The 20,822-nt window shown below is 58.0% G+C and carries 12 protein-coding genes; 3 read left to right on the top strand and 9 right to left on the bottom strand.

All coding sequences use genetic code 11. From position 1 onward, the window contains the following. Positions 1-5: 5 nt before the first annotated feature. Both AEAC466_RS27680 and AEAC466_RS27675 read right to left on the bottom strand, forming a co-directional pair. Entirely contained in the window at positions 6-2,183 is a 2,178-nt protein-coding gene (locus AEAC466_RS27680; RefSeq protein WP_023457013.1) for a GH92 family glycosyl hydrolase, read from the bottom strand. Positions 2,184-2,244: 61 nt separating this feature from the next. After that, positions 2,245-3,216, bottom strand: coding sequence for a family 43 glycosylhydrolase (locus AEAC466_RS27675; protein ID WP_235074154.1), 972 nt, complete (start codon positions 3,214-3,216; stop codon positions 2,245-2,247). 306 nt (positions 3,217-3,522) lie between these two features. Between AEAC466_RS27675 and galA the strand changes: the two genes are divergently transcribed. Both galA and AEAC466_RS27665 read left to right on the top strand, forming a co-directional pair. Next, a complete protein-coding gene (gene galA / locus AEAC466_RS27670) occupies positions 3,523-6,024 on the top strand; it encodes a beta-galactosidase GalA (protein ID WP_035429299.1) in 2,502 nt (833 codons plus the stop codon). A 34-nt stretch (positions 6,025-6,058) separates the two neighbouring features. Beyond that, positions 6,059-7,690 (top strand): alpha-L-fucosidase, encoded by a 1,632-nt coding sequence (locus tag AEAC466_RS27665; RefSeq protein ID WP_023457010.1) that lies wholly within the window; start codon positions 6,059-6,061, stop codon positions 7,688-7,690. 224 nt (positions 7,691-7,914) lie between these two features. On the opposite strand, the gene nagA is transcribed toward AEAC466_RS27665, so the two are convergent. The 7 genes from nagA to AEAC466_RS0122130 form a co-directional block, all read right to left on the bottom strand. Further along, positions 7,915-9,066, bottom strand: coding sequence for an N-acetylglucosamine-6-phosphate deacetylase (gene nagA / locus AEAC466_RS27660; protein WP_023457009.1), 1,152 nt, complete (start codon positions 9,064-9,066; stop codon positions 7,915-7,917). Positions 9,067-9,164: 98 nt separating this feature from the next. Beyond that, positions 9,165-9,950 carry a GntR family transcriptional regulator gene (locus AEAC466_RS27655; RefSeq protein WP_023457008.1) on the bottom strand — a complete coding sequence of 262 codons (786 nt, stop codon included), beginning with the start codon at positions 9,948-9,950 and terminating at the stop codon, positions 9,165-9,167. Continuing rightward, complete coding sequence (locus AEAC466_RS27650; RefSeq protein WP_023457007.1) at positions 9,947-10,855, bottom strand: BadF/BadG/BcrA/BcrD ATPase family protein; 909 nt, start codon at positions 10,853-10,855, stop codon at positions 9,947-9,949. Before AEAC466_RS27650 ends, AEAC466_RS27655 begins: the two co-directional genes overlap by 4 nt. A gap of 18 nt (positions 10,856-10,873) precedes the next feature. Then, entirely contained in the window at positions 10,874-12,166 is a 1,293-nt protein-coding gene (locus AEAC466_RS27645) for a sugar MFS transporter (protein WP_023457006.1), read from the bottom strand. 9 nt (positions 12,167-12,175) lie between these two features. Then, on the bottom strand, positions 12,176-13,288 hold the full coding sequence (locus AEAC466_RS27640; RefSeq protein WP_023457005.1) for an acyltransferase family protein: 1,113 nt from the start codon (positions 13,286-13,288) through the stop codon (positions 12,176-12,178). Beyond that, positions 13,285-15,579: an alpha-N-acetylglucosaminidase gene (locus tag AEAC466_RS27635; protein WP_023457004.1), complete on the bottom strand. Its 2,295-nt coding sequence runs from the start codon at positions 15,577-15,579 to the stop codon at positions 13,285-13,287. Before AEAC466_RS27635 ends, AEAC466_RS27640 begins: the two co-directional genes overlap by 4 nt. A 266-nt stretch (positions 15,580-15,845) precedes the next feature. Continuing rightward, the gene (locus AEAC466_RS0122130) at positions 15,846-16,649 is read right to left on the bottom strand and encodes a GntR family transcriptional regulator (RefSeq protein WP_052025064.1); all 804 of its coding nucleotides are present in this window, start codon (positions 16,647-16,649) and stop codon (positions 15,846-15,848) included. Positions 16,650-17,512: 863 nt separating this feature from the next. Between AEAC466_RS0122130 and AEAC466_RS27630 the strand changes: the two genes are divergently transcribed. Beyond that, positions 17,513-20,611, top strand: a complete 3,099-nt coding sequence (locus tag AEAC466_RS27630) for a TonB-dependent receptor (RefSeq protein WP_031238263.1) — start codon at positions 17,513-17,515, stop codon at positions 20,609-20,611. The last annotated feature ends 211 nt before the right edge of the window (positions 20,612-20,822 follow it).

Below are 20,822 nucleotides of genomic sequence, written 5' to 3'. Positions count from 1 at the left end.
CCAGCCTATTGGCCTAGCCAATGCCCTGGTCGCACACCAAGTGTCAGGTCCAACCGGCCGCCCCTCATGATATCCGCCTGCGATATCCAGGGGGCGGATACGGGTCTGCCATTCAACAGCGCCGCCTGAATATAGATCGCTTCCGGTCCTGCATTGCGCGCGATAATCGTAAAGGTTTTGCCGTTTTCCAGATGAATAACCGTCTGCGGCTGGTGAGGACCGTGCAGATAGAACAGGTCGGTTCCCAGTTTCGGGAACAAACCGATGCGGTTGAAGACGTAGTGTGAGCTCATGGCGCCGTTATCCTCGTCTCCGGGATAGGCATCGGCTGTGAATGTCTTGAAAACCTGATCGGCCCAATAGGCGCTCAAATCCGGCCGCCCCACATTGCTAAAGAGCCAGGGCGTGGCGAACGAGGGTTCATTGGTAATATCGATCAAGCCGGACGACAGGGCATGGTCCAGGCGCTTGACGAACATCTCGCGACCGCCCATAGCGGCAACCATTCCCGAAATATCGTGCAGCATGTCGTAAGAATAGATCCACGATGTGCCTTCGTAAAACCCGACATTATTATAGGTTTTGCCATCCCAGCCCAGCTTCGGGTCATTCGGCTGGAAGCTGCCATCCGGATATTTGGGTTGGATGAAGCCTTGAAATCCGTCACTTTCCGCCTTTGGGTTCCAGACCTGACGCCACGCTTTAGACCGCGATAGCAGCACATCCGCCTCGGTTTTATGTCCGGTGGCCGCGGCCAGCTTGGCGGCATAGTAATCATTCAAGGCAAATCCGATGGTGGATGAACCGGAGCGTGCGCGCTGGTTATCCGGTTCCGGACTTCTGTCGCCAACCGCGAAATATTGCTGGCTTTGATAGCGCGGGCTGCGACGTTGGAAGGCATTGAAATGCGTAACGCGGTAGGCCTCACGCCAATTGACGCCCGGCACACCGCGGATCAGGCCTTCGCCAATGATATTGTCGACCTCGTCACCGCCTTGGCCGACGTGATAGGGATGACCAGCGATAAAAGCCGTGTCGAACGCACCGTATTGATCAAATGCCCGCACGATAGAGGCGATATTGCCGGCATAGTCACGGGGCCGGATCAACGACATCAATGGAAACTCAGTGCGATATGTATCCCATAGCGTATAATAGTCATCCCAGTGTGGGATGCCGAGATTGGCGCTTGACTGGTCACGCGAGCGGTCACGCGGTTGGATGGCGGTATGATAAAGCGCGGTATAGAATCGCGTAAGGTCAGGGTCTGGCACGCCCGAAATTTCGATTTGGCCAAGCGTTTTATCCCATGCCTTTTGCGCATCCTCGCGCACCGTCTCAAAATCCCATCCCGGAATGTCCTCGTCCAACAAGGCCTGGGCCTTGGCGGCCGAGGTAAAGGAGACGGCAATCTTCATCAGGACGGGTGTCTCCCCCTGTGTGTCAAACGTCCACCATGCGCCCAGTCGCTGGTCTGCGGTCGATTGGGCTGTCGTCTGCCCAGCCACACTCTGACCGTTTTGGAAGATACCCCATGCCTTGGGTGGCTGGTTCACCTTGGCGCAGAACCAAATGTCGACCAGGGCCGGATTCCAATACCCTTTCGCCTTCACGTGGCCAATGATCTTGCCTTCGGACGGATAGAGGATGATGTCGGCTATATCAGAGGCGGTAAGCCCCTTAATCTTGCGGGTGATATCGAACACGAGTTGCGCCTGGTCGCTCTGCGGAAAGGAGAAACGATAGATGGCGGCATAGTGGGCTGGGGTTACCGCCACATGTGTCCGATAGCGCGTGAGCGTGACTTCGTACATATCGGCGGCCGCGCGCTCGTCCTGCTTATCGGATAGGTGATCGGCTTCATCGAACGCCGGCATACCGATCTGCGGCGAAACCAGAAATGTGCCATAAGTCGTCACCCCGCCCGCCCCTTGAGTATGCAACTGGGCAAAGCCACTGATCGGGGCTGTCGGATCGTAACCGGCATTGCTGCCGGTCAGGGTTTCGGGGCTCGGATGTATGGAGCCTGAGGGCAAGGCCGGACCGGGCACGGTGTCGCCCTGATTGTCGTTACCCACACCCACCATCGGATTCACGTATTTATAAAGCGGCTGCCCGGCCCCGGCAGACGGAGGCGCCAGCAGCAAAAGGCACACCAGGAGGCGACATCCCAAGATCTTCATTTCCATCTCCTGATATGGCCCCGTCTTGAGGTCATGGTAATCGCCCCAGGCGACGAAGGGTCTAAGGCGTAGGCGAGCCAGGGGATTTCGCCGGATAAACCTGGTTGATGGTCCCGTCCGGATTATAGGTCATAGGTTCTATGGCGATGGAACGCTTGAAATCCCCGCCACCGGGCAGCAGGTTGTCATGATAGAAGAGCCAGGACTTGCCCTCGCGCTCGATAATCGCCTGATGGTTGGTTGAGATCGGCAGGTAGTCGAGGATCACGCCACGGTAGGTATAAGGTCCCATCGGCGATCGTGACGTCGCATAGACGATCTGGCCGGGCCAACCTGTCGAAAAGCTGAAATAATAGAGCCCGTTGTGTTTATGCAGGAACGGCGCCTCACCATATTTTTTCTTGGCATCCTCGGCCGGGAAGCCCGTAATGACGAGGTCTTCGATTGGCCCCTCAGTGTGGACCATGTCCTTTTTCAGCCGAACGATTTTCGGCACGCGCGTCCCGAAAAGAAGGTAGGCCTGCCCGTCATCATCAATCAGCACGGCCGGATCAATGGGTTCGGCGCCGGCATTAGCATCCCTGGCCTTATCAATCAGTGCGTCGCCGCGGGCATCGACAAATGGCCCCTCGGGGTTCTGACTCACCGCGACGCCGATCTTGTCCCCACCGACGGGGGCGTAATAGTAGTATTTACCATTACGCTTGGCCGCCTCTGGCGCCCAGGCCTTGGCATCGGGACGCGCCCATTTGAACGCGGACACAGACAAAAAGGAGCCGTCATCTTTCCAGTGCGCCAGGTCCGTCGAGCTGAAAACACGCCAATCCGTGGAATCCCAGTATTTTCCGGAGTTGTCCTGGTCATTGGTGGCATACAGATAATACCGGCCATTGAAATAGTGTGGCGACGGATCGGCTGTGAAACGTTGCGATATCGGCGTACCTGCAGAGCCGGGGACGGAGACAGCGGCCCCGACAGCGACCATTGCAAAAGCGAAGAGCGTCTTCCCTATCCGTTGACTGACCAATCCCACATCATCCTCCACGACATTAATTGTATGATTTAATTTATATTCGAAATAGAAATTGGCAAACGAATTTTTATCAATGTGACGAGTCTACAGTGAATATTGGCCTGCCAATATCGTGTTTTTTGTCCGCCAAGGCGGCTGCTTTAACTGCAAAGTGCGCCGTCATCACCGTTTCTGCAACCCTTCATGCGTTTTTTCGCTATTCATTCGCAAAAAGCCATGTAGTCTAACCCACATTGGCAAACCAATTATCCGCCAGCCTCACGAGCGCGCCTGCCTGAGCACAAGGATCCGAAAATGGAAACGTCTATGAAAAATCCAGACCGGCGGGCGGTCATATCCGCTGCCACCGCATTGACCGCTCTGCCTCTTCCCGTCTTCGCGACACAAAGCAAAGCCGGCAGCCGCCCAGTCATTCAGACGCCAACCCAGCTGGCGCCGCGGGAGCGGATCCTCTTCGACTTCGACTGGCGCTTCGCCCTTGGGCACGCCGCCGACGTCAACAGGGATTTCGGTTTCGGTCGCGACCAGAAGACGTACGCCAAGCAGGGCAAAGATGATGTCGCCGAGCCCGCAAGCGCCGACTTTGATGCGCACCTCTGGCAAGCCGTGGACCTGCCGCACGACTGGGCCGTGGCTCTGCCCTTCGCACGCAACGACTATTTCATACCGCCGGAAAACCCGGAAGACGGCGACCCTGGCGCGGGTCATGGCTATAAGGCGATTGGCCGAAGGTTTCCCGAAAACAGTATCGGCTGGTACCGCAAGGTCTTCGACCTGACGGCAGCAGACGCCGATAAAACCCTGACGCTTGAATTTGACGGCGTCTTCCGGGACGCCCTGGTTATTCTCAACGGCTATATCCTGACCCGCCATGAGAGCGGCTACACGCCGTTCAATGTCGATATCACCAACTACATCAATACGAACGGGCCGAATATCCTGCTGGTCCGGGCCGACGCCAGCCTGGGCGAAGGCTGGTTCTACGAGGGCGCGGGCATCTATCGCCACGTCTGGCTCGTCAAGACACATAAGGTCCATATTCCCCAATGGGGAGTCTGCGTCCGGGGGGAAACATCCGGCGCCATCGCTTTGGAGACGGCGATCAAAAATGCCTCCGGAACCGCCCGCACCCTGGACATTGTCAGCCAGATATATGATGGCGCCGGACGCACTGTGGCCGAGGTCAGTTCGTCGCTGGAGGTGCCGGCATTCGGCGAAAGACAGGTCTCCCAATCCAGTAAGGTGCCCGATCCGAAGCTGTGGACTTTAGAGGATCCGCACCTGTACACAGCGCGCTGCGAGGTCCGGGAAAAGGGCGAATGTCTGGATGTCTATACCGCTCGCTTCGGCCTTCGCGATATTCGCTTCGACGCCAGGGAGGGCTTCTTCCTCAATGGTCAAGGCTTGAAAATTTGCGGCACGAATAACCATGAGGATCATGCCGGATTGGGTACGGGCCTGCCCGATGCTCTGCATTTCTGGCGTGTCAAACAACTGAAGGACATGGGCGCCAATGCGTGGCGTTGCGCACACAACATGCCTTCCGAAGCCATTTTGAACGCCTGCGATGAACTGGGTGTGCTGGTCATTGACGAAACCCGGCTTATGACGGCGACGCCGGAAGGCCTGAGCCAACTGGAAGCGCTCATTCGCCGCGACCGCAATCATCCCAGCGTCATACTCTGGTCGATCGGCAACGAGGAAACCGCTCAGCAGGGCACCGAACGCGGGCTAAAGATCGCCATGGACATGCGCCGGCTTATCAAATCACTCGACCCTACCAGGCCGATTACCGCCGCCATGAATCATTACCAGGGTCAAGGGATTACGCCGGCCCTGGATGTCATGGGCTTCAACTATCATGAATCGAGTATCGAACCCTTCCGGAAGCTCTATCCGGACATGCCTATCATCGGGACGGAAACCGCCAGTGCCGTATCCACGCGCGGAGAATATGTCCGCGATGAGGTGAAAGGCTATGTCAGGGCGTATGACCTGGACGCGCCGTCCTACGCCCTGACCGCCAGTGCGTGGTGGTCGCTCTACAACGCCAAACCTTACTTATCCGGCGGACTCGTATGGACCGGATTCGACTATCGCGGCGAGCCGACGCCTTTTAATCGCTGGCCGGAAATATCGTCGCATTTTGGTATCCTCGATACCTGCGGCTTCCCGAAAGATATCTACTACTACTATAAGGCCTGGTGGCAGTCCGCACCCGTGCTCCATCTTCTGCCTCATTGGACCTGGTCAGGCCGCGAGGGTCAGCCAATCGACGTCTGGGCTTACAGCAACCTCGACCGTGTCGAACTCTTCCTCAATAAACGCTCACTTGGCGTCCAGACCGTGCCTAAGGACGGGCACGTGCAATGGACGGTGCCTTATGCACCGGGCGAGCTGGTGGCTTACGGTTTCAAGGGCGACAAGGTGGTCATGAAGGCGTCACGCCGGACGGCGGGCCCGGCGACCCGACTGTCGATCACATCGGACAGGACAGAGTTGCGAGCCGATGGACAGGACGTCGTGTTGATACGTGCAGAGCTTTTCGACCAACAGGGTACGCCGCTGCCCACCGCTGACAACCTTATACAGTTCGGTGTGTCCGGCCCGGCACGGATCGCCGGTGTTGGCAATGGCAACCCGACCAGTCTGGAAGCCGACCAGGCATCGTCCCGCCACCTCTTCAACGGTCTTGCCCAAGCTGTTGTGCGTGCTCGACGTGCTGCCTCTCCAATGCCTGTCATCGTAACAGCTTATACGGACGGTCTGGCCACCGCCCGCCTGACCTTGACGTCGCACGCCGACTGACCGCGTTAATTATCATACTTTTTTGGAGAATGTCATGCAGGTTTCAAGGCGTTCGGTAATCGCGGCGGCAACCGCCAGCAGCGTCATCGCCCCCCATGCCCGCTCGAAAAGCCGGCGGTTTACGGGCGCCTGGCCGTCGCTGGCGGCCGGGTATCAGACGCCGGATTGGTTTCGCGACGCCAAGCTTGGCTTTTGGGCGCACTGGGGACCGCAATGCATTCCGGAATTCGGCGACTGGTATGCGCGAAACATGTACCAGCAGGGTGACAAAGCCTACGATCATCACGTCAGGACATACGGTCATCCGGCGCAGTTCGGTTTCATGGAATTCCTCAAAGACTGGAAGATCAACGCCTGGGACCCTGACCGACTGGTTGGTCTCTATAAAAAGGCCGGCGCCAAATATTTCGTCGCCATGGCCGGTCACCACGACAACTTCGATATGTTCGATTCAAAGTATCAGGCCTGGAACATCGCCAAGGTCGGCCCCAAGCGCGACACGATGGCGGGATGGGCAAAGGCCGCCCGGGACCACGGCCTGCGCTTTGGCATGTCCAACCATCTCTCTCATGCCTGGCACTGGTTGCAGACCGCCTATGGCTACGATCCCGAAGGGCCGGTTCGCGGATTACGTTATGACGCCTACCGTCTGAAAAAGGCTGACGGCAAGGGACTGTGGTGGGATGGGCTGGATCCGCAGGAACTCTATACCGGTCCTCAAGGCGATATGGTGCCGCCGGAAGGCATAGACACAATCAAGGCGATGAGCGCCTATCATGAGGCCCATTCCGGCCAGTGGCTTGAAACCGTCCCGCCCCACGACCCCTATTTTGTCAAAAAGTGGCTGGCGCGGACCCAGGACATGATCGACACCTACAAGCCGGACCTTGTGTATTTTGACGACTATGGCCTGCCACTGGAACAAGCGGGCCTGGACGCTGCGGCCTATTTCTATAATCGCAGCCTCGACTGGCACGGTAAGGTGGATGTCGTCATCAACGGCAAGAAGCTCGACGACCTGCAACGCCGCGCCATTGTCGAGGATGTCGAGCGCGGCTTTTCAGACCACTTACGCCCCTTGCCCTGGCAAACCGACACCTGCATCGGCAATTGGCACTATGATCGCCCTTTGTATGAACGGAACGGCTATAAGACCTCCAAAGAAGTGATACAGCGCCTGTGCGATGTCGTCGCCAAAAATGGCAATCTCCTGCTGAATATTCCGGTTCGCGCCGACGGCTCCATCGATGAAAAGGAGGAGAAGATCGTCGCGGGTGTCGGAGAGTGGTTGGCCGTCAACGGAGACGCGATCTTCGCCACCCGTCCGTGGGACATCTATGGCGAAGGCCCTTTTCTGCCGGTCGAAGGCATGATGAATGAAGGCGACGCCAAACCGTTTACCTACGAAGATATCCGCTATACCACCAAGGCTGGCGCGCTTTACGCCATCGCCCAGGAATGGCCCGACAGCGGCTTCCTCGTCCTGACCTGCATGGCGGCGGGCAGGCCGCAGCGCAAGGGCCGGATCGACCGGGTCGAACTTCTGGGTCATGGGCAGGCGCTCGACTTCGAGCTCGGCATAGGCGGCCTGACGATAAAGCTGCCGGGCGCCCGCCCCTCTTTCACACCGGCGTTGAAGATTATGGGAGAGGGCTTGACGGCGTAGAGCATTCGTCGGCTCAGTTGAGCCGCCTCATGGCTCTCATTTTTTGTAACGCCTCATGTTTTTCCGAAAAGTGGGGTCCACTTTTCCGCATGAGGCTCTAACCGCACCGCAAAAAAATGGGCGCTCACCTAGCGACGATGTGAGCGCCCAAGGTCTGTCTTCCAAAGTTCGGGGAGGAACTCAACGCTTAATTGGGAAGACCGACTGAGTAATTTGCCACGAGTTCAGGCCGCGCGTAGCGAACCCTCCGACACGTATCTGGATCCGTTTCGCCAAACCCCACGGACGGAAAACTCACGATCCAGCCAGACCATATCCGCCCGCAGTCCTGGCTTCAGACAGCCCGTCATATCCGACACGCCCATGAAGGCCGCCGGCGCCGACGCCGCCATGAAGACGGCATCCTCAAGCCCAATGTGAAGATCGCGCATCGCATTGCGAACGGCCGAGATCATGTCCAGGGCCGAGCCAGCCAAGGTTCCATTATTGTCCACGCACTTGCCGTCCACGGCGGTAATGAGCTTGTCGCCAAGGAGAAACCGATCCGTATCCGCACCGACCGTCGGCATGGCATCCGTCACGAGCATGAGGCGCTGAGGCCCCTTGCAGCGCAAAGCGACGCGTGCCGCCGCGGGATGCAGGTGATATCCGTCCAGGATGAGCCCGCAATAGCTGGCCTCATCTTCCAAGGCCGCTCCCACCGCGCCGGGGCTGCGATGCTGAAGCGGGGACATGGCGTTATAGAGATGCGTAAATCCGGTTAGCCCGGCACCGAGGGCGGCGCGGACTTGCTCATAGCTGGCGTCCGTGTGACCGGCGGCCACGGTGACCCCCATGGCCGCGAGGTCCGCAATATCTTCAGGGGTGCAGGTCTCCGGCGCCAGCGTAACCAAGGTGCGCCCGGACTTCAGGCTGCCAAGCAGGGCTTTTGTCTCGGCATCCAGTTTTCTAAACATGGCCGGATCGTGAATCCCTTTGCGCGCCTCGGCAATAAACGGCCCTTCGATATGAATACCCAGCACACCCGCAACACCTGCCGCAATGGCGGCCTCAACGGCGCGCATGGCCCGGTCGATAACCTCAGGCCGGTCGCTGATAAGAGTCGGTAGAAAACCGGTCGTACCGTACCGCGCATGCGCTTCCCCGATCGCCGCGATTGTCTGCACGTCGGGCGAGTCGTTGAACAGAACCCCGCCGCCGCCATTGACCTGCGTGTCCAGAAAACCGGGCACCAGAAAGCCATCCTCCAAATCAATGGTTTCGGTGGCCGGCGCCGGGACGTAGGACGTAATATACCCGTCGGCGACATAGAGGGAGTGCTCACGACCGTGCGGCGTAAGAATGTGTCCGTTGGTAAAGCAAAGGCTTTTTGTCATGGCTGTTTTGGAACTCACAGGGTCTCGGTGACCTTTAGCGGGTGGGATGGCGCGTCTGTAGAGATCGGTTTGGGCATAAATCGATCCTGGAAACGGGCTTATCGGCCGGCGATCTGGTTAATTTCCGCAACGACGTCATAGGCGTCGCAGCGATAGTAGGAGTGATTGATTTCGCAGGTCCGCCCATCGGCCAAAAAGCCGCGACGCTCGATAAACAAGCCCGGATCCCCCGGAGCGACACCCAGTTTTTCCGCCTGGCGAGCATCAAGCGCCAGGGCGCGCAGTCTTTGCAGAGCGCGCGCTGGGCGATGCCCTGTGCTTTCCAACGCAGCGTAAAGTGACTCCCGCACCAGGCTCAAAGACGGCAGGCAAAAGCTCGGGACCGTCGTGTACTCAAGGGCCATCACCGCGCCATCTGCGAAGCGCAGACGCTGAAACCGAAACACCTGGGCGCCAGGGGACAAGCCCAGGGCCAGCGCCTCTTCAGGGTTGACCACGCCTTCGCTTTTGCTGAGCCAGCGCGATTCCGGCCGACGTCCCCTCGAAATCATGTCCTCGGAAAAGGACGACAAGGCCGAAAAGCTCTTTTCCAGGCGATGGGCAACGAATGTTCCGGACCCGCGCCGCCGCGTTACCAGCCCCTCCAGCATCAGACCCTCCAGAGCTTTTCTGACGGTAATGCGCGAGACGTCGAAGCCTTCAGCCAGGTGCCTTTCGGTTGGCAGGGCCATATCCGGCAAAACCGCCTTGCTGGTAATTGCCTCGCGCAGTCTGGCCTGAATCTGCATATATAACGGCGTTGTGTCCGTCGAGCTCAGCGTGCCGATCATGGCCATAAAACCGGCCTTATGTTCCGCCGGGGTCTCTGTAGACAGCGGTTTCATACAGATTCGCTCATAGAGTTGAAGCCACTTCCCAACCCCTGCGCCAACAGAATAGCGCCTTCCACCGCGTCCTGTTCGGGCGCTGTCAAAAGACACCGCACAGCCGGGTTGAGCCACGGCAGTATGGGATCAGCCAGACCGCCGACCAGCGCAATGCGCACAGCACCGATGTCACGCAACCTGGCGATATAACGGCCCACTTCGTCCGCTACATTCTGTACCAGTTGTAAAGCCACCGCATCTCGATTCATGGCGTGACGCATGATCATGGGCGCTATGGCGCCAAAATCACTCGGGGTCGCCGTCGTGACAAAGGCGATGACATCGGCCGTCTGACCGCCGAGCTCCGCGATTATCTCCCGCGTCATATCGGAGACAGGCGCAATCTGGTCGTGACTGCGCAAGGCTGCCCGCAAGGCTGATCGCCCCAGACCCGCCGCAGACCCATCGTCACCGACTTCGAAACCCCATCCGCCGATGGATTGGCCCACGCCGTCGGCAAAAATATAGCCTGCGCTGCCGGTTCCCGTAATGAGGATGGCGCCGTCGTCTCCTGAAAAGGCACCAAGGCATGCCGCATGCGCATCGCTGGATGCGTAAATGGCGCCAAATCCCGGACCGGAATCAATGGTCACCTGGGCGCTGGTCGAGGACGTGATTCCCGCCAGGCCTAAGCCCAGATGAATATCTTCCAGGTCCGCATGGGTGAGACCGGCGACGGATAAGGCTTCGTCAACCGACATCATGATGTTGTGCCAAACTTCGCCCAACCCAAGCCGGATATTGGATGGACCACCGAGGCCTTCTCCCAGAAGCTGGCCGGCGCGGTTTCTCAGGCGGGCGCGGCACTTGGTGCCACCACCGTCGATACCGATATAATAGAGGGGCTTATTGGCCTGTAACATGGATATGAACTCTGAAGATTAGGCGGCAGGCTTGGTCTGGCGACCGGCGAAAAGGGCGAAGAGAAGAATATACAGGTAGGCGGGCGCCATAATGAGCAGAAAGACAAGCTGGAAATCGTAATGCGCCTTGAAATAGGCGAACAACTGGGGCAGCACCGCACCGCCGGCGATCCCCATCACCAGGATCGCGGCGCCGGTTTCTGTAAATCGTCCCAGCCCGCGGATACCGAGAGGAAAAATGGCCGGCCACATCATGGCATTGGCAAAACCAAGGGCGGCGACACAGCCGACTGACACATAGCCCTTTGTCAGATAGGCGCAGGCGGTGAGGATCACGCCGAGTATGGCCGAGAGAGCCAGATAGCGCTCCTGAGACATCACGCGCGGAATGACAATGAAGCCCAGAATATAGCCCACAAGCATGGCAACCATGGTGGCGGTGCCCAGGAACTTGGTTTCGTCGAGCGGAAGGCCGAAGGCGTGTCCATAGGTGCCGATAGCGTCACCGGCCATGACTTCAACCCCGACATAGAAGAAAATGCAGACAAAACCGAGCCACAGATTGGGAAAGCTGAACAGGCTGCGCTTGTCCGCCTCGCCGGTCATGGGAACGTTGACGGTGTCGCTGATTTCCGGCAGGGGCGACTTCAGGAGACCGTAGGCCAGCACCGCCAGAAGGACGGCCATGGCCATATAGGGTCCATAAACCTTGTGCGCGAACGCATCCAGAAGCGCTTCGCGCGCCGCCGGATCGGTCAGGGCCTGAACCTTGGCGTCCAACTCGCCGACCCCTTGCATGACCAGAAGTCCGAAGACGACCGGCGCAAGCGCGCCAGCGATCTTATTGCAGATGCCGAGAATGGCGATGCGCTGCGCGGCGCGTTCGATGGGCCCGGCAATGGAAATGTAGGGGTTGGAGGCGGTTTGTAGCAGCGATAGCCCGGCCCCGATGATGAACAGGCCGGTCAGCGCGCCGGGAAAGATCCGCAAGGTGGTGAACTGACCGAAAACGGCCGCCCCAATCGCCATCACAAACAAGCCGATCGCCATGCCCTTTTTCATGCCGGTTTTCCTCAGTATGGCCGCAGACGGCAAGGCGAGGAAGAAATAGGACATGTAGAACGCCATCGGCACGAGGAAGGCGGAGACGTCGTCGAGCGTGAAGGCGAGCTTGACGAAGGTGATCAGCGGGCTGTTCAGCCAGGTGACAAAGCCGAAGATGAAGAACAGGCCGCTTATGATCGTCACCGCCAGGCGCGACGACTGAGCATCGAGTGGGGTGTATTGAGACGGAATGGGCGAACTGGCCATGAGACGCTTTCAGATCTTGATGATGATGTTCTTGCGGTCGAGCCCGTAACCCACGAGCCAGCAGACGAGCATGTAGGCGATGGCGCAAGCGAGCGAGCCTATGGCGCCGGGAATGACCTGCTGGAAGACATGGATACCCACCCAGTCATAAAGCCCCTCCCCATTTACCTTTATGAGTTGCAGAACTGTGACGAACAGTTCTGAGAACAGGTAGATGGCCAGCGGATTGCGACCGAAGACCTCAAGGAACCGAGTGCCACGCGTCTGGCCGGCGATCTCAATATAGGTGATGAGCCCGGCCAGAATGACCAGATCGATGCCGATGGTCAGCAGGACAAAGGAACTGGTCCAGAGACGCTTAGCAAGCGGGAAGTCGAGGCTCCACAGCAGGCCGGCGACCATAAGGATCGCGCCGCCAATCAGCAGGTGGCGCATCAGGACTGGCTTGCTGTCACTGCGGGCGATATAGCGGCCTGTCAGGAAGCCGGCGATGACATTGACAATAGCTGGCAGCGTGCTGAGCAGACCTTCCGGGTCGTAGCCGTGTCCCTTCTTGTACATGTGTTGGATGCCAAGAACTGCTTGGTCGAGCAAGGCGCCGGCATTACCCATCGGCGTCAGTTGCTGACCGGGCACGCCAAACGCTATCAGGATGGCCCAGTAGCCCGCCAATAGCCCCACGCACAAGGCGATCAGATACTTGACCGACAGATAGCGACACGCGATAGCGGCCACCCCAAAGCACAGAGCGATCCGTTGCAGTACCCCCATGATGCGGGTGTCCCCGATCGGGTTTGGCGCCCAGCTGCCGTCAGCCGTCTGATGTACGAAGGGAAACCAGTACATGAGGTAGCCGAGCAGGAAGATGATAGCGGTGCGCTTAAGCACTTTCAGCAGATAGTCCTTGTGGCTCACGCCCGGCTTCATGGCGAAGCTCATGGCGTTACCGACCGCGAACAGGAAGGCCGGAAACACGGCATCGGCGAGGGTAAAGCCAAACCACTTGGCGTGTTGCAGCGTCGCGAAGGGCTCGGCCCCGGCGCCGGCCGTATTGACAACGATCATGACGCAAACGGTCAGACCGCGAAAGACATCCAGGGACTTGTAACGCGCGGGCTTCATTGGCAGGCCTCCAGCAGAGCTTTAGCGTCCGCCAACGGATCAGCGGGTACGTGGCGGGTAAACGCCTGGTCCGCCCTCACCCACTCATGTTCCCAGTCGGTTATGGTCATCGTAAAGCGGGCTTGATCGAAGGGAGTCTTATCAATTATCGATTGACGCAGGGCTGCGAAGAAACGCGTCCAGCGCGGCAGGTAGAAGCTGGCATAGAGGCCCTGCCACGCCTTGGAGGCATAGTCGTTGAGGTTGCCCTTGCCGCCCCAGACCGTGACCTGCGCCTTGGCGTTTTCGACATAGTAGGCCTGCTCCGCGGCCGTATCGCCATAGGCGCGCGCGTCGTCAATCCAACTCGACAGGGTTTCCTGTTGCGCACCCAGAAGCGAATCCAGGCGCAAAACCAGGTCGGTCAGGCGTTTGACATAAGCGTCGCCCTTGGCCAGATCGCCAGACTGATAGGCGGTGATTGCTGCCTGAATGCAGGCATCGAGTTCAAAGGCGACATATTGACGGGTCGCGTCTACAACATCGTTGCGGAACAGCTTTGATGCGCCATAGGTTGGCGCCAGCGCCAACAAGGCGCCCACGGCCGTTTTTAAACCGTCCCGATCTCCCGGCAGGGCGGGAAATTCGGTCGCATCGAGCGTGGGGCGCTTAAAGAGAAGATAGGCCCCGGCCCGGCTTTTCCACCAGCGCGGCGTCCAATAACGCGTCCGGTACACCGCCTCTTGCAGATCGCTCCACGCCGATAACAACGCTGGGGACGTCTGGCCATATCGCGCACGGGTATAGGTTTTAAGCCAATCGGAAACCGGCACGTCGCCCCAGGCGAGGTCATAGGCATATTCATAGACGACGCTGTTGCTGTGCAGACCTTCGGGGAACAGCCCGAAGCCCTTGAGATTGCGCTTCGCGTCGCTTTGCGTGATCGCCTTGAGGTCGCTGCGATAAAAGTCGAGATCACCATAAACCGGGTTGGAGCCGCCGTAATTATGGACATAGCCATAGATCCACGCCTTGCCCTTGAAAGCGTCGGACCGCGTCCAGACATCGGGATACCGGTCATTGCCGATATCGAGCACCATCAGCTTCTCGTCGGGCACCTTGCTTAGGAATGCACCGATGGCGTCGCTGGACCAAAAGGCCTTGTCAGCGCCAAATAGCCATCCTTGCATGACCCAAACAGCGTCCGGGCGCGTTTGGCGGATCGAGTCGTATATTGCCTGGCCGTAAGCCGCCAGACGCGCCGCCTTCACGGCCGGATCGACCTCGACCGCCGCCTTGGTATTGGCGGTGGCATCGCCATAGGTCGCCTTGGCCGCATCTGAGCCGTCGGGGGCGATCGGCGGCAGCATCTCATTGAATGAATCGGCGAGATAATACTGCCCTTCGCCATAGGTCTCAGTATAGAGCGCGATAAATCGGCCGGCCAATTTGGCGAACAATGGATCGGCCGGGTCAAGCCAGTAGGTTTCGTGGAACCCTTCCCAGGCGCGCATCTTGTAAATACGGGCTTCCGGGTGCTTCTCGGCGAAGGCCTTGGGGACGTAGCCACCGAAGGCCGGCAGGATCGGCGTCATGCCCAGCGCGCGCAATCGGCCCAGAATGCGCCGTTGTAGGTCGCGCTTCTTGACAATCCAGGCCTGAGGCAAGGGCGCGTCATAGCCCTCTATATTGCCCATGCGCTGCCAGGGCGTGAAGGCCGGCCCGGAGAAATAGGCCTGGAGTTCGCTCTCGTTCAGGCCGTTTTCGCGCCATAAGGCCTGCCAGACAAATTCCTGGCCCTCCATGGCAAGCGGCATGTCGATGCCGTGCAGAGCCATCCAGTCGATCTCGCGCTCCCAGCGCGCCCAGTTCCACCATGGCGTCGTGTAGCCGAAGGTGCAGGTGTTCATATAAACGCGATGCCTGAACGGGCTTTCGACACGCGCACCGGCGGCACTGGGCCAGTGGCGCGGAGAAGCTACGCGATCGCCTTCCCAACTGACATCGGCCAGTCCGTTGTCTTTCAGATAGCTATAGAGGCCGCGCGTCAAGGCGACCGGGCTATTTGCCGTCACCTTCAACCGGCCCCGCTCCGCTTTAACGGCGTACCAAGGCGCGTCATCCGGCGATGACATCAGGTGAAAGGCAACCGAATTCGCGCGCTTACCCAGAAGCCGGGCGGCGACGGCGTGTGCACCGCCAGACGGATCAGACTGAACGACTGTCGACCGGGCCGAAGCGGGCCCAAGGCCAAGGGCAGCGACGGAGAGGCTCGTTGAAAGGAAATGGCGGCGGCTCAGGTGCGGCAACATGTGACTCCAGAGTAAATATAAGGCGCCCAACCCAACAGGGGGCAACCTCAGATTCAAGGCGTAAACTCTTTTGCAAATCCACATCCGCACTATGTGGATATCATATAAGGCGATAGAACCAATTTTACATTGGTGTACCAATTGCCTTGATATGGACTATAACAGCTAAAATTGGCCTGTCAATTTCGTATCAGACCTATCTGCGCCTACTAAACCGGACCGCCCAGATCGCACCTATAAGATTGGTGTGCCAAAAATTGGCGCGCTTACCCCTGACCCGAGTCGGGCTCGTCCCCACTCTGTTCGACCACCTCCGGCGTAGCGGCATTGGCATGCGTCAGGAAGGTCCCGATCTCTTCTATATACTGCCACATCGCCACAAACGCGGCGTCCCCATCGCGGCGGCGGAACGCCGCGACCAGTTTGTCACGCGCGGCCGTCCACTTATCCCCCTTCAACTCCGTCGCTGGACCATTGAAGTTATGCCATAAAGGACTGTTGTCACGTCTTTGCCAGAGATGGTGCGCGAGGCTGATCAATTCCGGATTCTGCGTCGCGCGGGCAATTCGCAAGTGGAAACGCATTTCCGTATAGGCGCGAGACCCCGCGTGGGGCGCCGTTCGACACTCTTCGCTCAGGCGCTCCAACTCAAGCAGGTCATCCTCGCTTGCCGAAAGCGCCGCGAGACGAGACAAATGGCTTTCAAACCATTGCTGAGCCTGCAGGAATTCGGCCGGGCCGGAAGGCGCCAGGCTCTCCCAGGGGCGCGCCTTCACTGCCTCGCCGGCGTCTGCGGTTTCAAGTTCGTACGCGCGTCGCGTAATATATATGCCCGACCCCTGGCGCGATTGCACCAGGCCCTTGACTTCCAGCATGACCAAGGCGTCACGGATGACCGCACGCCCGACATTGTACATTTCAGCCAATTCACGTTCCGTCGGCAACTTCCCCAGCATCCGGAACTCACCCTTACGTATACGCTCAAGCAGAGAGTCTCCCACAGTGCGATAGGCGCGAACATCTTTGTCTGAATCGGTCCGGTTACCCAGGGCTGGCGAAGATGATGCCATGCGGTTGATTTTCCTATCTGGAGCCACGCGTCAGTTGGCCACTATCATTTCGAGATGAAGATTAAAATTGACATTCACATGAACGCAAGCGGTCCCCGCGCCGCCGACGGGTTAAGACTAACGACTCCGCGCGCCGCACGCAAGCAACCACGCCAAGCGGACCTGTATGCACGATTAGGTAGACCTGCGCGAGGCTCCAGATTCGCCGTCAACGCGCGGCCAAAAAACGACTTTCGCCGAAAAACAATTCGCCTATGGCCGTTGGCGAGGGGAAGGAGGCTGCCTGGGGTGTGATTCAATTGTCACAGCCGCACTCAGAACTGGTCCACCACTTCGCCGACGCATTCTTGATTTGTCTACTAATTATACCTTTGAAATAGCTCATGTTTTATATACGGCTGTAACTTTCCAGGCGGTAAAATCAATGCACCGCAAAATAAAATCGCAATCGAAATGAAACGGAAACATCATCAAATCGTCGAATTGTCGTTGACTTCTGGCTTCATCGTTTCATAGTACGGACACAGTTGAGACACCTTTAGACGTAATCCGCCACATTATATCTAAAGAAAATTCAACTATAACGGGGTATCTGCTAGGATTATGTCGGGGACTTAAAGAATTCATCAGATATATCCCTCCTGAATACGATTGACCTAAACTATTGTTGTGAGGAAAATCAGAATTCTGCGAGGGGTTAACCACACCGGTTGATGGTGTTATTTTTTTGAGATAATTGGTTGGCCAATCAAACTCTCAAACCCTAATAGGTCAAGCGCTCAATAGCTAGATCCACGTTGATAAGTGGGAAAGACAATGACCCCGGCGGCACAGCCTACTGGAGGTCTCAGAGGAGAAACTATATGACGATGCCTACAACCGGGCGACGCGGGCTGAAAAAGGCTTTGCTTTGCGCCACCATATTAATGAGCGGTGCAACCGGAGCCGCATGGGCTCAGGACGCAGCTACAGCAGCGCCGGCGGCCAGCCCAGACGGCGCCGCCACCGAAGTCATCGTTACCGGCTTCAAGAAAAGCTATGCGGACGCGGTGCGTTCGAAACGAACCAATATCGAAATCACCGACGGCATCTCCTCCGATGGTCTGGGGCGCTTCCCCGACCTCAATGTGGGGGAAGCACTTCAGCGCGTTCCCGGCGTACAGATCAATCGGGAAGCCGAGGGACGTAACGCCACCATCAATTTGCGCGGCATGCCCGGGTCCTATGCCCGCACGACCCTGAACGGTCAGGCTTTCGCCGACCCTCCCTCGCTGTCCGACGATTCGTCCGGGCCGCTGGGCGCCTTCAACTCCGATATCTTCAGCGCCTTCATGATCGAAAAGTCGCCGATGGCCAACGCCCAGTCGGGCGGCCTGTCGGGCAATATCGACATGCAGATCGCGCCGGCCCTCTCCCGCAAGGATGGCGGCTTCGCCAAGGCGTCATACGAATATAATACCCTGGGCGATCTGTCGTCTCCCGCCTTTACGCTCGGCTACAATAAGCACATAAGCCCCACCCTCGCGGTTTTCGGCACCATCGCCTACAAACACGAAAACTTCCGCCGCGATACGCTGCGCTTCAATACCTACAGCGTTCTCGACGCCACAAATACCGGTATGTCGGCAGCCAACTTTGCGTCTAAGTACGGCGCATTCTACTCGCCAACAGCCTGCACGAGCTCCGGAACCGCCTTCTGTCAGTCTCTGTCGAGCGCGCTGGGCTTGACTGATGCCCAAGCGGCCCCCTACATCAACAGTGCGACGGGCTCGAAAGGCACTGCCGGCGCCTGGTACGACAGTGCCCTGCGCCAATATACACGCATGAACGTCGGCAACCTCTGGACAGGGTCGGCGGGCGTTGAGTGGAAGCCCAATGACAATACCAAACTGGGCGTTGTCGGCTTCTACACCGATCGTAACCTGCCCAAGACGACTCAGTACTTCCTTATCAACTCCATGTGGGATGGTGCAGGCACGGTTGCGACAAATGGCGATCCCGTCGCGACCTCTGACGGTCGCTATCTGTATCCCAATATTTCGATGACCAACTTCCCGGCAAAGTCGTCGACGCGCCTGTATTCGCAGCACCAGCAGTCCAAAGGCCTTGTCGCCAACGCCGACTGGCATAACGACAAGTGGCGCGCCGCCGCCGTCCTATCGATCTCGAACGGCATGAGTTCGTCGCTTGAAACCGAAATCGACTTGCAGACCAATCCAGCATCGACTGGCACGAATGGGATTACGGCCAATTTCAACACTGGCCTCGGCAAGCTTGGCGATTTTGCCTACAATGTCACACCGTCTCCCCAGAACGCGATCTTCAACTATCCGTTTTATGACGCGTCCGCTTCGACGGGTGGCTGTCAGACCTCGCCAACCTACGTGACGAATTCCTGGAACTGGACGTCTTGCGATCCGGAAAACCTATACACGGCTGATGGCGTTTACAACCTGAACGCCTCCGGCTCGGAAAGCTATGCTTACAATCAGGTCAACTCAGCCCAATTCGACCTTGAACGCTATATTGACTTCGGCCCAATCACCAGCATTCAAGGTGGCGTTCGACTGGAGCAAAATCGCTTCAAGTCAAGAGGCTTCCGCAACATGGCCTATGGCCTGAATACGACCAAGATCACGCAGGACATGCTGATCGCGGCGCCGTCCATCAACGATTTCATGGGTGGTAACGCGGCCATTTCCAAGAACTGGCAGGTTATTGACGTCGAAAAGTTCCTGGGTGCTGTGACACCGGTCAATCTGTACAATAACGGCGGGTTGTCGAGCGTCGGCCTGAACATCCTTTACGCTGACGGGGCTTTTGCCAACTATAACTACACCAACAGCAACGACCTGACCGAAGCCTACATCCAGGCCAAGTACGACACCCAGTTAATCGGACACCGCGTACGGGGTAATTTCGGGGTGCGGTATGAGTCGACCGACAACAAGATCCAGACGCTCGACCAAACCAGTGCCTTCGCGGACGGCGTTGGCGCGCTCTCAAACTATTCGCAACATGAGATAGACAACAAGTATCATTACTGGCTGCCGTCTGCCATCTTCGCAGCCGACATCCGTGATGACCTGGTTCTGCGTGGCGCTTACTACAAGACCTACGTACGGCCGCAGGCGCGTCAGTACTCACCGGTGTCGATCTTCGGCCAGCCTATGCTGGACGGAAGCACCTCAACCCCGTCAATGCAAGTCTACAATGCATCGGTCACAATCGGGAACAACAAGCTCCATCCGTATCTGGCGGATTCGTATGACCTGTCCTTGGAATGGTACAACCGCCCCAACAGCCTTATGTCGATTGCCTACTTCGACAAGAAGATCACGGGACGCATCGCCGGCACCAGCGACCCGGCCATCCTGTGTCCATCTGATGGCTCTAACTGGGGCTATGGCGCTCTGACCTGGAATGGCACGAACTGTATCGCCACCAGCTTGGGATCCAGCACGAAAACCGTGTACGTCAATGCGTCCGGCAGCTACAATCTCGACAAACCGACCTATGTGCATGGCCTGGAGTTCAACATCCAACAGAATCTGGACTTCCTGCCCGGCTTCTGGAAGAACTTTGGCGGTAACTTCAACTACGCCTTCACTCAGGCCAAGAGCCCATCCCTTGCGCCGTTCCCCGGCATCTCAAAGTATACCTATAACTATATCGGATACTATGAGACTACAAAGTGGGGTATCCGCGCCACCTATAACTGGCGTTCGGATTATCCGCTCAACGCGAACGGCACCTATAGCGGCGGCGCCCGTTCGGTTCAGGCGCGCGGTCAGCTGGATATGTCTGCGTCGTATAATATCAACGACCAGGTCACTATCGCTTTCGATGCCTACAATATGACCAACTCCAAGCGTTTCGAATATGAAAACGATACGAAGCTGGTCCGCTGGATCGACTACGACGGCAGCACCTATACGGTCACTGTCAAGGCGACCTTCTAACACGGTCGAACCCTCAGAGGCGCGTCCTGTCCCCTTCGGGCCGCGCCTCCCTTTTTTCGGCAGACGGATCTTCATCCGTCACAAAGTTCCCTGTGCGCGAGTCCTGGCCTGGCGGTTGAACCGCCAGGCTTTTTTTTGGCGCAAACCCACCACCCCTCCATCAACGACGGAGGCAGGCAACCCTGTAACGGTGAAACTACGCTATTTTGAA

Source organism: Asticcacaulis sp. AC466 (assembly GCF_000495815.1).
In the GTDB taxonomy this organism is placed as follows: Bacteria; Pseudomonadota; Alphaproteobacteria; order Caulobacterales; family Caulobacteraceae; genus Asticcacaulis.
This window is presented reverse-complemented; position numbering and strand designations above follow the sequence as displayed.

What these genes read in the sequence shown, in the direction of transcription:
- AEAC466_RS27650 (WP_023457007.1), bottom strand. Translation starts at nt 10,855, where the DNA reads ATGTTACAGGCCAATAAGCCCCTCTATTATATCGGTATCGACGGTGGT.
- galA (WP_035429299.1), top strand. Translation starts at nt 3,523, where the DNA reads ATGAAAAATCCAGACCGGCGGGCGGTCATATCCGCTGCCACCGCATTG.
- AEAC466_RS27680 (WP_023457013.1), bottom strand. Translation starts at nt 2,183, where the DNA reads ATGAAGATCTTGGGATGTCGCCTCCTGGTGTGCCTTTTGCTGCTGGCG.
- AEAC466_RS27640 (WP_023457005.1), bottom strand. Translation starts at nt 13,288, where the DNA reads ATGAAGCCCGCGCGTTACAAGTCCCTGGATGTCTTTCGCGGTCTGACC.
- AEAC466_RS27655 (WP_023457008.1), bottom strand. Translation starts at nt 9,950, where the DNA reads ATGAAACCGCTGTCTACAGAGACCCCGGCGGAACATAAGGCCGGTTTT.
- nagA (WP_023457009.1), bottom strand. Translation starts at nt 9,066, where the DNA reads ATGACAAAAAGCCTTTGCTTTACCAACGGACACATTCTTACGCCGCAC.
- AEAC466_RS27645 (WP_023457006.1), bottom strand. Translation starts at nt 12,166, where the DNA reads ATGGCCAGTTCGCCCATTCCGTCTCAATACACCCCACTCGATGCTCAG.
- AEAC466_RS27630 (WP_031238263.1), top strand. Translation starts at nt 17,513, where the DNA reads ATGACGATGCCTACAACCGGGCGACGCGGGCTGAAAAAGGCTTTGCTT.
- AEAC466_RS0122130 (WP_052025064.1), bottom strand. Translation starts at nt 16,649, where the DNA reads ATGGCATCATCTTCGCCAGCCCTGGGTAACCGGACCGATTCAGACAAA.
- AEAC466_RS27635 (WP_023457004.1), bottom strand. Translation starts at nt 15,579, where the DNA reads ATGTTGCCGCACCTGAGCCGCCGCCATTTCCTTTCAACGAGCCTCTCC.
- AEAC466_RS27665 (WP_023457010.1), top strand. Translation starts at nt 6,059, where the DNA reads ATGCAGGTTTCAAGGCGTTCGGTAATCGCGGCGGCAACCGCCAGCAGC.